Source organism: Hyalangium minutum, assembly GCF_000737315.1.
Classification (GTDB): domain Bacteria; phylum Myxococcota; class Myxococcia; order Myxococcales; family Myxococcaceae; genus Hyalangium; species Hyalangium minutum.
This window is the reverse complement of the sequence record NZ_JMCB01000010.1, coordinates 26,722-41,414: the sequence shown is the minus strand read 5'-3', so window position 1 is coordinate 41,414 and position 14,693 is coordinate 26,722. Positions and strand designations below refer to the sequence as shown.

9 protein-coding genes are annotated in these 14,693 nt (G+C 68.1%); 7 read left to right on the top strand and 2 right to left on the bottom strand.

The features are described from left to right. The first annotated feature begins 3 nt into the window (after positions 1-3). From DB31_RS25285 to DB31_RS25275, 3 genes are all read left to right on the top strand, one after another. On the top strand, positions 4-3,963 hold the full coding sequence (locus DB31_RS25285) for a rhamnosyltransferase WsaF family glycosyltransferase (RefSeq protein WP_063769262.1): 3,960 nt from the start codon (positions 4-6) through the stop codon (positions 3,961-3,963). A gap of 135 nt (positions 3,964-4,098) precedes the next feature. Then, positions 4,099-8,013, top strand: a complete 3,915-nt coding sequence (locus tag DB31_RS25280) for a rhamnosyltransferase WsaF family glycosyltransferase (RefSeq protein WP_240486882.1) — start codon at positions 4,099-4,101, stop codon at positions 8,011-8,013. Between the two features lie 86 nt (positions 8,014-8,099). Then, entirely contained in the window at positions 8,100-9,041 is a 942-nt protein-coding gene (locus tag DB31_RS25275) for a phytanoyl-CoA dioxygenase family protein (protein ID WP_052420225.1), read from the top strand. Between the two features lie 30 nt (positions 9,042-9,071). Here the strand turns inward: DB31_RS25275 and DB31_RS25270 are convergent, their stop codons facing one another. Together DB31_RS25270 and DB31_RS25265 are read right to left on the bottom strand one after the other, a co-directional pair. Further along, positions 9,072-9,539, bottom strand: coding sequence for a hypothetical protein (locus DB31_RS25270; RefSeq protein WP_044192173.1), 468 nt, complete (start codon positions 9,537-9,539; stop codon positions 9,072-9,074). Continuing rightward, a complete protein-coding gene (locus tag DB31_RS25265) occupies positions 9,529-11,028 on the bottom strand; it encodes a glycosyltransferase (protein WP_240486881.1) in 1,500 nt (499 codons plus the stop codon). Before DB31_RS25265 ends, DB31_RS25270 begins: the two co-directional genes overlap by 11 nt. 175 nt (positions 11,029-11,203) lie before the next feature. On the opposite strand from DB31_RS25265, the gene rfbB reads away from it, so the two are divergent. The 4 genes from rfbB to rfbC are packed head-to-tail and all read left to right on the top strand — an operon-like array spanning position 11,204 to position 14,586. After that, positions 11,204-12,223 carry a dTDP-glucose 4,6-dehydratase gene (gene rfbB / locus DB31_RS25260; protein ID WP_044192170.1) on the top strand — a complete coding sequence of 340 codons (1,020 nt, stop codon included), beginning with the start codon at positions 11,204-11,206 and terminating at the stop codon, positions 12,221-12,223. A gap of 19 nt (positions 12,224-12,242) precedes the next feature. Beyond that, a complete protein-coding gene (locus tag DB31_RS25255) occupies positions 12,243-13,157 on the top strand; it encodes an SDR family oxidoreductase (protein ID WP_044192167.1) in 915 nt (304 codons plus the stop codon). After that, on the top strand, positions 13,154-14,035 hold the full coding sequence (gene rfbA / locus DB31_RS25250; RefSeq protein ID WP_044192161.1) for a glucose-1-phosphate thymidylyltransferase RfbA: 882 nt from the start codon (positions 13,154-13,156) through the stop codon (positions 14,033-14,035). The genes DB31_RS25255 and rfbA overlap by 4 nt, the downstream gene beginning before the upstream one ends. After that, positions 14,032-14,586, top strand: a complete 555-nt coding sequence (rfbC, locus tag DB31_RS25245; protein ID WP_044192158.1) for a dTDP-4-dehydrorhamnose 3,5-epimerase — start codon at positions 14,032-14,034, stop codon at positions 14,584-14,586. Before rfbA ends, rfbC begins: the two co-directional genes overlap by 4 nt. Positions 14,587-14,693 lie beyond the last annotated feature (107 nt).

Genomic DNA, 14,693 nt, shown 5'->3' with positions numbered 1-14,693 from the left:
CCCATGTCCAACCAAGAGAAGAAGAACCCCCCGTCCCGTTCTGGCGGCGGCCGCCGGAACCGTCAGAAGCAGGCCCCGGCCGGACGCCCGCTGCCCCGGCAGGGAGCGCTGAGCGACGAGGGCGGCTACGTGTACCAGGGCCAGCCCACTGTGGGCGAGCTGGCGGAGATGGTGGCGGCCGAGCGTCTCGTCATCGACGAGCTGCGCGGCAGCGGGGAGGATCGGGCCTCCGAGCTCGTCGCGCATGAGCGCACGCTGCGGATGCTCCTCCAGGAGCTGCGCCATCGGACTGCCGTGCCGCCTGCGCCCCCGGCGACGCCAGCCGCGCACGGCCCGGTGAACATCTCGCCCCACGTGATGGACTTCCTGGTGCCAGGCTCGCACCGCGGAGGCGTGGGGAAGGCCGTGACGGCGGCGAAGCGCGCGGTGCTCCGGGGGCTCAAGCCCTTCCACATGGAGCTGCTGCGCCCCCAGCACCGCTTCAATGAGGCGCTCATCGCCTCGCTCAATGATCTGCTCGCGCTCCAGGGCAAGGCGGGCGCTCGGCAGCAGGCGGACGGCATCTGGAGCCGGCTCGTCCCGCTGGCCAACCCCACGGCGTGGAGCGTCAGCTCCCACCGGAGCGTGGGCACGGGGGCGCTCGTGGCGCTGGCCAAGCGCTCCTATCTGTCGGCGCTGGGGCCCGTGCTGCGCGAGCTGTTCCGGGCCCAGGCCGCGTGGAACGCCAAGGCGGTGGAGGCTCTGGCTCGGCTCGCCCGGCGGGACGGGACACCCCCGACTGCGGCGGAGGCCGCGAGCGCGAAGGAGTTGCTCAGCTCGCTCTGGAGGTTGAGCGATCCGTTCAACCTGCCCGGCCTGTCCGCGGGAGTGCGTGCCGCCGCGCCGCTGTGGCGTGAGGTGCTGCGGCGCCAACACCGCTTCAATGAGCAGGTGACGGAGCAGCTGCGGCTGCTGCTGGGCGCGAACTCCCAGGTGCGCGTGGTGGAGCTCTCTCCCTATGAGGAGTGGTGCGCGCGCGTGGAGCCCGAGCAGCGGGCCGAGGCCGAGCGCGAGGCCGAGGAGCTGGAGTCCCCGCCGCTCATCAGCGTGGTGGCTGTGGGCACGAACGTCTCGGAAGCCGAGGTCCGTGCCACGCTCGGCTCGTTGCTGAAGCAGAGCTACGGCGAGTGGGAGTTGTGTATCGCCAGCACCGGCACCGTCTCGCGCAAGCTCTCCACGTGGGTGGAGATGCAGGACGCCGAGGACGAGCGGATCCACATTGTCACCGAGTCCGTGGGCAACGATCCGGCCCGGGCCTACGAGGCGGCGCGCGCCCTGGCCCAGGGTGAGATCATCGCCTTCATGGAGCTGGGCGATGAGCTCGCGCCGCACGCGCTGGCCGAGGTGGCCCGGCGCACGCGGGCCGAGATCGACTTCGACGTGCTGTATGCGGACGAGGACCAGCTCGACGAGAACCGGAGGCGCCGCGAGCCGTTCTTCAAGCCGGACTGGTCGCCGGATCTGCTGCGCTCGTGCCACTACTGGGGTTCGCTGCTCGTCGTCCGCCGTTCGCTGCTGGAGCGGGTGGGCGGCCATCAGCCGGGTCTGGTGGGCTTCCACGGCTACGATTTGGCGCTGCGCCTCTCCGAGCAGACCCAGCGCATCACCCACGTCCCCCGCGTGCTGCTGCACCGCCGCGCCACGGCGCCAGGCCCCCTGGCCAACGTGCCCGTGCCCCAGGCTGGCCCAGGGAGGCGCGTGCTCGCCGAGCATCTGCGGCGCCTGGGAGAGCAGGGCGAGGCCCTGGTGTCGCCCTCGGGCACGCTCCGGGTCCGCTACCCCGTGCAAGGCACGCCGCGCGTGTCGATCATCGTTCCGTTCAAGGACAAGCCCGAGCTGCTGGAGACGCTCGTCACCAGCTTCGTGAAGTACACGCGCTACCCGAACGTGGAGCTGCTGCTCATCTCCAACAACAGCACGAAGCCGGAGACATTCGCGCTGCTGGAGACGCTCACGGATCCGCGCATTCGCAAGCTGACGTGGGATCACCCGTTCAACTACTCGGCCATCAACAACTTTGGCGTCGAGCAGGCCACGGGCGAGCTGCTGCTGTTCCTCAACAACGACATCGAGGTCATCGAGGAGGGCTGGCTGGAGGAGCTGATCGGCCAGGCGCAGCGGCCCGAGGTGGGGCTCGTGGGGGCGCGGCTGCTCTTCCCGGACGGCACGCTGCAGCACGCGGGTGTCGTGGTGGGGCTGGGCGGCTATGCGGGCCACCCGTTCACCCAGCTGGCCCCCACGGCTTCCACGCCCATGGGCCGGGCGGACTGGACGCGCAATTACCTGGCGGTCACCGGCGCGTGCGTGATGATGCGCCGCACCATCTTCGAGCAGCTCGAGGGCTTCGACGAGTGCTTCATCGTCTGCGGCAGCGACGTGGAGCTCGGCCTGCGCGCCGTGGAGCATGGCCTGCGCGTGGTGTACACGCCGCATGCCACCCTCATCCACCACGAGTCCGCGACGCGGAAGACCGACTCCATCCCGGAGAATGACTTCTGGCGCTCGTACGTGGCCTACCGGCGGTGGCTGTACGGCGGCGATCCCTTCTACAACGCGAACCTCACGCTGCTGGGCTCGGATGGGAGCTTCCGGGGGACGGAGGACGCACAGAGCCTGGCCATCCAGGTGCTCCTGGGCGAGTTGCCCAGCTCGCGCGTGGACGACGTCACTGCGGCGCGAGCCAACCACGTCCGGCACCTCTCCGGTCAGGTGCGCGCCCTGGACTACTCCGTGGAGGTGGTGGAGCGCTCGCGGGCCGAGGCGCCCCGGCAGCTCGCCGCGTTGCGCTCGGAGGGGCTGCGGCGCGTCACGTGGTTCGTCCCGGGCTTCGGCCACCCCTACGGCGGCGTGCACACCATCCTGCGCTTCGGGGATCTGCTGAAGCGCCGGCATGGCGTGGAGAACACCATCGTCATCTACGACACCCCCCGGGTGACGCCGCGGGAGATGGAGGCGCGCATTGCGCCGCTCTTCCCGGAGCCTCCGGGCCAGTTCCACATCATCCAGCGCTCGGAGGATCTGGCCGGGCTGCCTCCGTCGGACCTGGCAATCGCCACGCTGTGGACGAGCGCGTACGTGATGCTGCAGTACCCGCGGGCGAAGGCGCGCGCCTACTTCATTCAGGACTTCGAGCCACTCTTCTATCCGGCGGGCAGCTATTACGCGCTGGCGGAGCAGACGTACCGGATGGGCTTCTACGGCATCTTCAACACCCAGGGCCTGCACGACCACGTCACCGCGAACTACCCCATGGAGGGCTGCTGGTTCGAGCCCACCGTGGAGCGCTCGGTGTTCCATGCGCGGCGGCCCGCCCGCAAGGGGCCCGTGCGGCTGTTCTTCTACGCGCGTCCGTCCACGGACCGGAACGCCTTCGAGCTGGGCCTGGCCACGCTGAGTCAGCTCAAGAAGGAGCTGGGCAACGCGGTGGAGATCGTCACCGCCGGTGAGAAGTGGGATCCGGCGGTGTTCGGGGTGCAGGGGGTGATCCACAACTACGGCATCCTCCCGTACGAGAAGACGGGAGACTTGTACCGGGAGTGCGATGTGGGCCTGTGCTTCATGTTCACCAAGCACCCCTCGTACCTGCCCTTCGAGATGATGGCGTGCGGCGTCACGGTGGTGACCAACGACAACCCCGCAAACCTCTGGCTGCTGGAGCACGAGAAGAACTGCCTGCTGGCTGAGCCCACCTACTCGTGCGTGCTGACCCAGCTGCGTCACGCGGTTCAGGATGCTTCACTCCGCGCGCGGATCAGCGCCGCCGCCGTGGAGCGAGTGACGCGTACGACGTGGGAGGAGCAGGTGGATAAGGTGTACGCGGCCCTCATGGGCCTCCCGGTCTCCCGCGCGGAGCTGCCGCACCCCGGAGAGCTTCGCCAGCCGGTGTCCTTTCCCACGAGCAGCTTCCGGGCCGGTCGTTCCTGACGTGTGAGCTGTCCCTCAGGTGAGCTGTAGCCACCCGGCGGCCGAGTGCTCGCTCGCCTGCCGGGAGGGTCGTCCCTTCATGCAGCCCTCGCGCCCCGACATGTGTCTGGTGTAGGGATGCAGGCCCTTTGCCCCATGTCCAAGAAATCACTCGACACGCCGTCCTCTTCTGATCGCGCTTCCGGGCGCTCCCCCGTCCCTCCGCTGGCGACGCTGCCCGAGTTCAGCGGGGACAGCCCCGCGGAGATCTCGCGGACGTTCACGGCTGGAGAGTTGGCGGAGATGGTGGCGGCCCAGCGCCGCGCCCTCCAGGCGCAGCAGCCGTGCAGCAGCACCGGGTGCCAGGACCTCATGGTGCAGCAGCGGATCCTCCAGCTGCTCACGCGCGAGATGAAGAGCCGCTTGCCCGAGGACTCGGCCCGGCCGCACACGCCACTGCAGGCCGCGCGGAAGCTGGCGGACATCCTCCACTTCGAGGTGCCTCCCTCGCACCGCAAGGGCGTGGGCCGCGCCGTCACCGCCGCCAAGAGCGTCTTCGTCCAGGGACTCAAGCCCCTGCACGTGGAGATGCTGCGGCCTCAGTACGCCTTCAACAACGAGCTGCTCGCGGTGATCGAGTACCTGCAGGCCCGCAGCGCCACCACCATGGGGATGGACCTGGGCGACTGGGTTCGCCGCCGGCTCGAGCCGATGCGGGACACCTCGCAGTGGCAGGTGGCCTCCCACCGGCGGAGCGGGGTGGGCAAGGCCGTCAAGCTGGTGAAGAGCTCGTGGCTCCAGGCCATGGGGCCGTGGCTGCGGGAGCTGATGGCGGGCCAGCAGCGGTGGAACGAGGCGGCGGTGGAGTTGCTGGTGCTGGCGGCCAATCCACGCTCGGTGACGCTCGATGAGCGCGCGCGCCGGGTGGCCGAGTTGCACGCGCTGAATGATCCGTTCGCCCAGGTGCAGCTGCCCAAGGCGGCCAAAGCCTCGTTGCCCCTGTGGCGTGAGGTCTTCCGCCGCCAGGCGAGCTTCAACAATGAGGTCTCGCTGTGCCTGGCCAACCTGCTTGAGACGCGGGTGCCGGCCTCGGCGGCGCCGGTGGCCGACAACTACGAGGCGTGGTGCGCCGAGCGCGAGCCCGCCTGGTATCAGCGCTCGGCTGCGGCGCTGGAGACCCTGAGCCGCAAGCCGCTCATCAGCGTGGTGGTCCCCGTCTACGAGACCCCCGAGCCCATCCTCCGCCAGTGCATCGACTCCGTGCGTGCCCAGAGCTACGGGAATTGGGAGCTGTGTCTGGCAAACGATGGGAGCCGCTCGCCCCACGTGGAGCGCGTGCTGAGCAGCTATGCCCAGACGGACGCCCGCATCCGCTTCAAGACGCTGCCCGCCAATGCTGGCATCTCCGCCGCCACCAACGCGGCCATCGAGATGGCCACCGGCGACTTCGTGGCCTTCTTCGACCATGACGATGTGCTGGCGCCCAACGCCCTGGCGGAGATGGTGCTGCGGCTGGACCGCGAGCCCGAACTGGACCTGCTCTACTCGGACGAGGATCGCCTGGGCAATGACGGCCGGCGCTTCGGGCCCTTCTTCAAGCCGGACTGGTCGCCCGACCTGCTGCGCTCGGTCAACTACATCTGCCACTTCGTCGTGGTGCGCCGCACGCTGCTCGCCAAGGCGGGCGGCCTGCGCGACGGCTTCCAGGGCTCGCAGGACTTCGAGTTCCTGCTGCGGCTCTCCGAGCACACGCCGCGCATTGCCCACGTTCCCGGCATCCTCTATCACTGGCGCGCCTCGGACATCTCGCTGTCGCAGGATCCGGCCAAGCTCCAGGCGGCCTCGGCCGCAGGAGTGCGCGCGCTCACCGAGCACCTGCAGCGGCTGAACGAGCCCGGCACGGTGGAGGAGGTGGCCCCCACGCACTACCGGGTGCGCTACCCGGTGCGGGGCACTCCGCTCGTCTCCATCATCGTCCCGTTCAAGGACAAGCCCGAGCTGCTGCGGACGCTCACCTCCACGCTGCTGGAGAAGACGCGGTACACGAACTACGAGCTGCTGCTGGTCTCCAACAACAGCACGAAGCCGGAGACGTTCGCGCTGCTGGAGACGCTCACGGATCCGCGCATCCGCAAGCTGACGTGGGATCACCCGTTCAACTACCCGGCCATCAATAACTTCGCGGCCCGGGAGGCGCGTGGCGACCTGCTGCTCTTCCTCAATAACGACATGGAGGTCATCGACCCCGGCTGGCTGGAGGAGCTGATCGGCCAGGCGCAGCGCCCCGAGGTAGGCGCGGTGGGAGCAAAGCTGCTCTTCCCGGATGGCACGCTCCAGCATGCGGGCGTGGTGGTGGGGCTCACGGGGTTCGCGGGGCACCCGTTCTGGCGCGTGCCAGATACCACCGCGTGGACGCCGTTCGGCCACGCGGACTGGGTGCGCAACTACCTGTCCGTCACCAGCGCGTGCGTCATGCTGCGGCGCGAGGTGTTCGAGGCGATGAAGGGCTTCGACGAGCGCTTCGTCGTCTGCGGCAGCGATGTGGATATCGGGCTGCGGCTGGTGGAGGCCGGGCTGCGCGTCGTCTACACGCCCCACTGCAAGCTGGTGCACCACGAGTCCGCCAGCCGTCGGCTGGATTCCATCCCCGAGAACGACTTCTGGATGTCGTACTCGGTCTACCGGCCTTACTTGCTGAAGGGCGATCCCTTCTACAACCCGAACCTCACCCTGCTGAGCACGGACGCCACGTTGCGGCGCCACACGGAGAGTGGCGAGGAGCTGGCGGTACGGACGCTGGTGTATGACTTGCCCAGCGCTCAATCCTCCATCTCCGCTGAGCGCGCCCAGCACCAGCGCCACGTGGCGGACCACCTGAAGGGGCTGGACTACACCTCCGCCCAGGCGGACGAGGCGCGCCGCCAGGCCCCCGAGCGGCTCGCGGCCCTGCGCCAGAAGGGGCGCATCGATCGCATCTGCTGGTTCATCCCGTCCTTCCACCACCCCTACGGTGGCATCCACACCATCCTGCGCTTCGCGGACATGCTGAAGCGGCGGCACGGCGCGGAGAGCGACCTGGTCATCTACACCAACCCGCAGGTCACCGCGGCCGAGATGCAGGCGCGCGCGTCCGTGCTCTACCCAGAGCCGCCGGGGCGCTTCCGGGTGCTGCGGAGCATGGACGAGGTGAAGGACTTGCCCGAGTGCGACGTGGCCATCGCCACGTTCTGGACGTCGGCGTACTCGGTGCTGGAGCACCCGCGCGCCATGCTCAAGGCCTACTTCATCCAGGACTACGAGCCGCAGTTCTTCACTGCGGGCACCTACTCGGCGCTGGCCGAGCAGACCTACCGGATGGGCCTGTACGGCATCTTCAACACCCAAGGGCTCTACGACTACGTGACGAAGCAGTACCCCATGCAGGGTTGCTGGTTCGAGCCCACCGTGGATCGTTCCATCTTCCATGACCGGCGTCCCGAGCGCCGGGGCGGGCCCGTGCGCGTCTTCTTCTACGGGCGGCCCTCCACGGACCGGAACGCCTTCGAGCTGGGCATCGCCACGCTGCGCCAGCTCAAGCAAGAGCTGGGGCCCGCGGTGGAGATCGTCACCGCGGGTGAGAAGTGGGATCCGGAGCAGTACGGCTTGCAGGGCGTCATCAACAGCCTGGGCGTGCTGCCCTACGAGCGGACGGCGGACCTGTACCGGGAGTGCGACGTGGGCCTGTGCTTCATGTTCACCAAGCACCCCTCGTACCTGCCCTTCGAGCTGATGGCCTGTGGGGTGACGGTGGTGACCAACGACAACCCCGCCAACCACTGGCTGCTGGAGCACGGGAAGAACTGCCTGCTGGCCGAGCCGACCTATTCGTGCGTGTTGGAGCAGCTGCGCGCCGCCGTCACGAACACGGCCCTGCGCGCTTCGATTCGCACGGAGGCTGCGGAGCGCATCTTGCGCACCACCTGGGAAGAGCAGGTGGATCGCGTGCACGCGCAGCTGGTGCACGGCGAAGGGGCACATACGGCTCAGGGCGGTGCGGAGCCCTCGCGCAAGCGCGCCTCGGGCAAGCCGTAGGGGAGGGATGGCTGCTGGCGTGCGGAGCGTTAGCTGGTACGTTGTCGCCGTACCCTGGGCCAGGCCGGGTCCTTGTGAGGAGCACCATGCTGAAGATTGTCGAAAGGGCGAACGAGCTGCTGCAGAAGGCAAAGGGGGCCGTGGGCCTCGAGCCCGGGGCTTCTGGGCTGTGGCTGGACCACCCGAATGCGGAGACCCTGCTGCGTGAGCGCACGCGCAGCGAGTTCCTGCGCAAGCATGTGGGCGAGCTCATCCGCGACGGTGTGACGCGCATCCCAGGACTGGTGAGTGCCGACACCTGCGAGCAGCTGACACAGGAGTTCCACCAGTACTGCCAGCAGCACTCGGCCGCAGCGGCGGACTACCGGGACGCGCAGGGCTATCACGAGCGCCTGTGCAACCTGCACCTGTCCTCCCCACGGGCCCTGAGCATCGGCTTACACCCGCGGGTGCTGGAGGTGCTGGACTTCGCCTTCGGGAAGCGCGCGGCGGTCTGCAGCTCCCTCGTTTTCGAGAAGGGCAGCCAGCAGGCCATCCACCGCGACTCGCCCTTCTTCCACACGAACCCGGAGGGCCAGTTCTTCGGTGTGTGGACGGCGCTGGAGGATGTGTCTCCGGACGCGGGGCCGCTGACGTACCACGTGGGTGGACACCGCATCCCCATGGACCGGCTGAAGATCGCGCGCGACAACCCTGGCAAGAAGCCCGGAGAGCTGTACAGCGAGTACATCCGCATCCTCCACCAGGAGTGCTCGCAGCGCGCCATCCCCCTGACGCGCGCGGACTTCATGCGCAAGGGCGATGTCTTGATCTGGCACCCCCAGCTTCCGCACGGCGGCAGCCCCATCAAGCGCCCGGAGTTGACGCGCAAGAGCGTGGTCTTCCACTACATGCCTGAGAACTCCCCGATGCACGGAGTGGAGGCCTTCTTCAGCGAGAAGTTCCCGAACACGCCCAACGGCTACCGCCGGGAGAGCGGCAGGGCCGTCATCGACCACGGCTCCCCGCGCTTCGACCACAACTACTGAGAGAGACCAGCGAGGGGCTGAGTCCCGTGCTCACTTCCGGGAGCGCTTCGCCGCCGGACGCGCTGGGGCTTGCTCGAGCTTGGCCAGTTTTTCGCTGATCTCTTTGCGCCAGGCCGCCTGGGTACGGGCGCTCTCGCGCTGCTGCTCGTAGATCAAGGCCAGCGAGTCCAGGATGGCCTCGTTGAACTCCACCTGCTTGCGCATCACCTCGTTGATGAACGGCTGGAAGACGCCTCGGAAGGCGCGCTTGGCCAGCACCAGAGCCGGGCCCACCACCGGGCGGTGGGAGGTGGCCGGTTCCGCATAGCGCGTGTCCTTCTTCTGGCGCGGTGTCTCCAGAATGGGGGGCCACTGGGCCTCCGTGGGGGCCCGTTCGGTGCGCTCCAGCGTGGCGCGAAGCTGCTCGCTGGCCTCGGGAGAAGGGGAGGGGAGCTTCTCGGTGGCTGCCGCCACCGTCGCCGCGAGGGCCGGATCGGAGAAGAGCTGATCAGCGCGCATGGGTGACTCCTGAGCGGCGCAGGGACTCCAGCAACGGGTGGACCGCCGTCTCCACCTGGTTGGGCTCGTAGGGGATGATCTGCTCTCCCAGCTTCGCCACAGCCGCGTCCGCCTCCAGCAGTACTGTGCTCGCGGAAGAGGTTCGCACCGCCATCTCCAGGGACGAGGAGCCCGGGAGTGGGAAGTCTGCGCTGGGCGAGGCAGGCAGTGGCTGATCGGGGCTGAAGCTCCAGACCTGGAATCCCTCCCGCGCTTCGACTCGAGGGCTGACCGACAGTGGAACTGGGGCCGGGCTGAGCGCCAGCACACGGGCCTCGGGCAGTTGCCGCGCCAGCGCTCGTGCGAGGCGTGAGGCGGGAGCGTCGGGATGGCTCTCATATCCCGGGCAGACGAGATCCACCGAGGCGGTGGACACGGAAGGCATCTCTTGTGCCGTCAGTGCTCCTTCCAACCAAGGGGAAAGCCCCTCACGGATGCGGGCGGCGACCTGCTCCTGCCCCAGCGATGCGAGCCTGTCTCTCTGCCCGGAGAGGATCTTCTTCCTCAGTCCGGGCTCGCGCTCCAGCACCGCGAGGAGCTGAGCCACCTCCAGCGGATCCCGCGTCCGAGTGGCCAGACCCGCGCCGCCCATCGTCTCGGGAATCGCTGCCGCGCCGTAGGCCACTACCGGCACACCGCGCTCCATCGCCTCCAGCAGCGGCACACCGAAGCCCTCGTGCCGGCTCATGGAGAGGTACGCCGTGGCCACCGAGTAGCAGGCCGAGAGCTGTGCGGCGCTCACCCGGCCCAGCAGGTGAATCCGCTCGGCGCCCAGCAGCTCCTTCACCCCATGCAGATACGTCCCATAGGGCGTCTCCCGGTTGAGGTAGCCCGCGATGATCAACCGGCTGCGAGGCTGATACAGCCGCTGATACGCCGCGAACACGCGCATCACATCGTCGATGCGCTTGCTCGGCACCGCCCGGCCCACGAAGAGGACGTTCACGCAGCCGTCATCGAACTCCGCCTGGAGTGTGGGATCCGGCGGCGCGTGAAACGCCCCCCAGTCCAGTGCGAATGGGATCACCGACACGTGCGGGAAGCCCGCGGCCGTCAGCTCCTCGGCGCTGAAGTGCGAGTAGGCATATGCGCACTCCACCCAAGGCCGCAGTGCCAGCAACTCCTCCCGGGCCGCCAGGCATGCCGCGGCCACCTTCCGATCGAAACCCTCGAAGAGCGGAGCAGGTGTCACGTTGTGATACACGAGCGCCTTACGCCCGGGTGAGCGTGCAATCAGCGGCACCAGCCGCGACTCGAAGCTGTGGTGGATCAGCAGCGCGGTGTCCGCGTCCGCCTCCTTCGGATAGTTCGAGGCGGGGCGTACCTGCTCCTGGCACTCTGAGTCCCACTGCTCGGCGTAAATCTCTGACGCATAGCCCCAACCGCGCAGCAGCGACTGCAGGTAGCGCGCCTGATTGCCCACTGCGTCACCCCACGCCAGCCGCGGCACGAGCTGGTGGACAGCTCGAGCGGACGACGGAGCGCCAGCACGTCTGCTTCTCCGACCTATCACGATGGCCAACGCCTCTATCCTCCGATGGTTGCAGGCGCAAGGTCACCTTGACGTGACAGAGCCGCTCCGATACTCAGGCCGCCGATCTTTCCTGTTTTCAAGAGCAAGTCGAATGAACGTCCTGATTACCGGCGGTTGCGGCTTCATTGGCTCCAACCTCGTGAAGTACATCCGCAAGAACCGTCCCGAGTGGAAGGTCGTCAACCTCGACAAGCTCACGTACGCGGGCAACCTCGAGAACCTCTCCGAGTTCGAGGGTGATCCGAAGCACGTGTTCGTGCGCGGTGACATCGGCAACCCGGAGCTGGTGGAGCACCTGATCGCCCAGCACTCGGTGGACGCCATCATGCACCTGGCTGCCGAGAGCCACGTGGACCGCTCCATCCTGGGCCCCGAGGTGTTCGTCGCCACTAACGTGCTCGGCACTCAGCGGCTGCTCGAGGCGGCCCGCTCGCGCGGCATCAAGCGCTTCCTCATGGTCTCCACGGACGAGGTGTACGGCTCGCTGGGACCCACCGGCGCCTTCACCGAGAAGTCCCCGCTGCAGCCCTCCAGCCCGTACTCGGCGTCGAAGACCAGCGCGGACCTCATCTCGCTGGCCTACCACCACACGTTCGGGATGGACGTCATCGTCACCCGGTGCTCCAACAACTACGGGCGCTACCAGTTCCCCGAGAAGCTCATCCCCCTCATGGTGGTGAACGCGCTGCATGACAAGCCGCTGCCGGTGTACGGCGACGGCGCCAACGTGCGCGACTGGCTCCACGTGGAGGACCACTGCTCCGCGCTCGTCACCGCGCTGGAGAAGGGCAAGGCGGGCGAGGTCTACAACATCGGCGGCGGCGCCGAGCGCAAGAACATCGAGATCGTCAAGGCGATCCTCGGCCTGGTGGGCAAGCCCGAGTCCCTCATCAAGTACGTGAAGGATCGCCCGGGGCACGATCGCCGCTACGCCATCGACCCGTCGAAGACGAAGGCGGAGTTGGGCTGGTCTCCGGCGCACACCTTCGAGGCGGGCTTGGCGGACACGGTGAAGTGGTACGTGGACAACCCCACATGGTGGGAGCGGGTGACGAGCGGCGCCTACCGCCAGTACTTCGAGACCCAATACCGCGCCCGCCTGAAGGGCTGAGCCTCACTGGAGTACGCGCATGCGCTTCCTCGTCACGGGGTCCAACGGGTTGGTCGGCAGCCGCGTCTGTGCGCAGCTGGAGCAGGCTGGCCATGAGGTGGTGGCCGTTGGCCGGGGAGGGCGGCGCACGGGCGGCTCCTACCGCTACATCCCCGTGGATCTCACGCTCGAGGCGGATGTGCTCACCGCCATCGAGTCCGCCTCGCCCGAGGTGATCATCCACCCTGCCTCCATGACGGAGGTGGACGCGTGCGAGAAGAACCCGGATCTGGCCTATGCCGCCAATGTCACTGCGGCGGCCGCCGTGGCCAAGGGCGCTCGGCGCGTGGGAGCGCACCTGGTGCACGTCTCCACGGACTACGTCTTCGATGGCGACCACGGGCCCTATGATGAGGAGGCCCTGCCCAACCCGCGTGGCGTCTACGCCATCACCAAGCTGATGGGCGAGCACGCCGCGCGCACCTTTGTTCCCACCTGCGCCATTGCCCGCACGGCGGTGGTGTACGGCTGGCCCGCCGCGGGCCGCCCCAACTTCGGCGCATGGCTGGTGGGCGCGCTGGAGAAGAAGCAGCCCCTCAAGCTCTTCGAGGATCAGTTCGTCTCGCCCAGCTTCGCTGACAGCGTGGCGGCGCAGGTGGTGGAGCTGGGCACGCGCAAGCTGGGCGGCATCTGGAATACGTGCGGTGGCGAGGTGGTCAACCGCGTCACCTTTGGCCGGGCGCTGTGCGAGGTGTTCGGGTTCGACCCGAGCAGCATCACCCCCTCGAAGCTGGCGGATCTGAAGCTGGCCAGTCCCCGGCCGCTGCACAGCGGGCTCAAGGTGGACAAGGCGCGCAGCCAGCTCGCGGCCCAACCTCTGTCTTTGTCCGAGTCTCTGGCTCGGTTCCATGCGGCGTGGAAGGCCGGTAGCACGCCCTCTCGAGGTGCATCATGAAAGGGATTGTTCTCGCCGGCGGCTCGGGCACGCGCCTGTATCCGCTCACTCGTGTCGTCAGCAAGCAGCTGCTGCCTGTCTACGACAAGCCGATGATCTACTACCCGGTGACTACGCTGATGATGGCGGGTATCCGGGAGATTCTGATCATCTCCACTCCGTCGGATCTGCCGCGCTTCCGCGAGCTGCTCGGCAGCGGCGAGCAGTGGGGCGTGCGCTTCGAGTACGCCGAGCAGCCCAAGCCCGAGGGCCTGGCCCAGGCGTTCATCATCGGCCGCCCGTTCGTGGGCAATGATCAGTCCTGCCTCATCCTGGGCGACAACATCTTCTACGGCCACGGCTTCATCGACATGCTGCAGCGCACGGCCAAGCGCACCCAGGGCGCCACGGTGTTCGGCTACTACGTGAAGGATCCGGAGCGCTACGGCGTGGTGGAGCTGGACGCCAACAACCGCGCGGTGAGCATCGAGGAGAAGCCGGCCAAGCCCAAGTCGAACTACGCCGTCACGGGCCTGTACTTCTACGATCAGCAGGTGCTGGACATCGCGGCGAACCTCAAGCCCTCCAAGCGCGGCGAGCTGGAGATCACCGACGTGAACGCCGAGTACCTGCGGCGTGGCCAGCTCCAGGTGGAGCTGATGGGCCGCGGCTACGCGTGGCTGGACACCGGCACCCACGAGTCGCTGATGCAGGCCTCCAACTACATTGAGATCATCGAGCGCCGTCAGGGCCTCAAGGTCGCCTGCCCCGAGGAGATCGCCTACCGCATGGGCTACATCAACTCGACGCAGCTGGCGGAGCTGGCAGCGCCCATGCGCAAGAACGAGTACGGCCAGTACCTGCTGGATCTCATCGAGCACAAGGGGGCGGTCTCGTGAAGGTCATCCCCACGGAGATCCCCGGCGTCCTCATCATCGAGCCGAAGGTCCACGGTGACGCGCGCGGCTTCTTCCTGGAGACGTTCCACTCCGAGCGCTACAAGGAGGCTGGCATCCCCGGCCCCTTCGTGCAGGACAACTACTCGCGCTCGGTGAAGGGCACGCTGCGCGGGCTGCACTTCCAGGAGCCGCAGCCCCAGGGCAAGCTGGTGCAGGTGGTGGCTGGCGCGGTGTTCGACGTGGCGGTGGACATCCGCAAGGGCTCGCCCACGTTCGGCAAGTGGGCGGGGGTGGAGTTGTCCGCGGACAACAAGCGCCAGTTCTGGGTGCCCCCGGGCTTTGCCCACGGCTTCTACGTCCTCTCCGAGTCCGCGGACTTCCAGTACAAGTGCACCTCGCTGTACGCGCCCCAGTACGACGCGGGCATCGCCTGGAATGATCCGGATCTGGCCATTGCCTGGCCGCTGTCCGGTGAGCCCAATCTGTCCGCGAAGGACGCTGCGGCGCCGCGTCTGAAGGACGCGAAGGTGCTGCCCCCCTACGCGGGCTAAGGCCCCCGGAGCGCTCTTGCCTGCCTGCCCCTGGAGCGCTCGACCGAGCGCTCCACTTCGGGGTGCCGCCAGCCCCAGGGTGAGTGAGCATCCTCCCTGCGGGACAC

Coding starts and splice junctions, on each gene's coding strand:
- DB31_RS25285 (WP_063769262.1), top strand. CDS start 4: ATGTCCAACCAAGAGAAGAAGAACCCCCCGTCCCGTTCTGGCGGCGGC.
- DB31_RS25280 (WP_240486882.1), top strand. CDS start 4,099: ATGTCCAAGAAATCACTCGACACGCCGTCCTCTTCTGATCGCGCTTCC.
- DB31_RS25275 (WP_052420225.1), top strand. CDS start 8,100: ATGCTGAAGATTGTCGAAAGGGCGAACGAGCTGCTGCAGAAGGCAAAG.
- DB31_RS25270 (WP_044192173.1), bottom strand. CDS start 9,539: ATGCGCGCTGATCAGCTCTTCTCCGATCCGGCCCTCGCGGCGACGGTG.
- rfbB (WP_044192170.1), top strand. CDS start 11,204: ATGAACGTCCTGATTACCGGCGGTTGCGGCTTCATTGGCTCCAACCTC.
- DB31_RS25255 (WP_044192167.1), top strand. CDS start 12,243: ATGCGCTTCCTCGTCACGGGGTCCAACGGGTTGGTCGGCAGCCGCGTC.
- rfbA (WP_044192161.1), top strand. CDS start 13,154: ATGAAAGGGATTGTTCTCGCCGGCGGCTCGGGCACGCGCCTGTATCCG.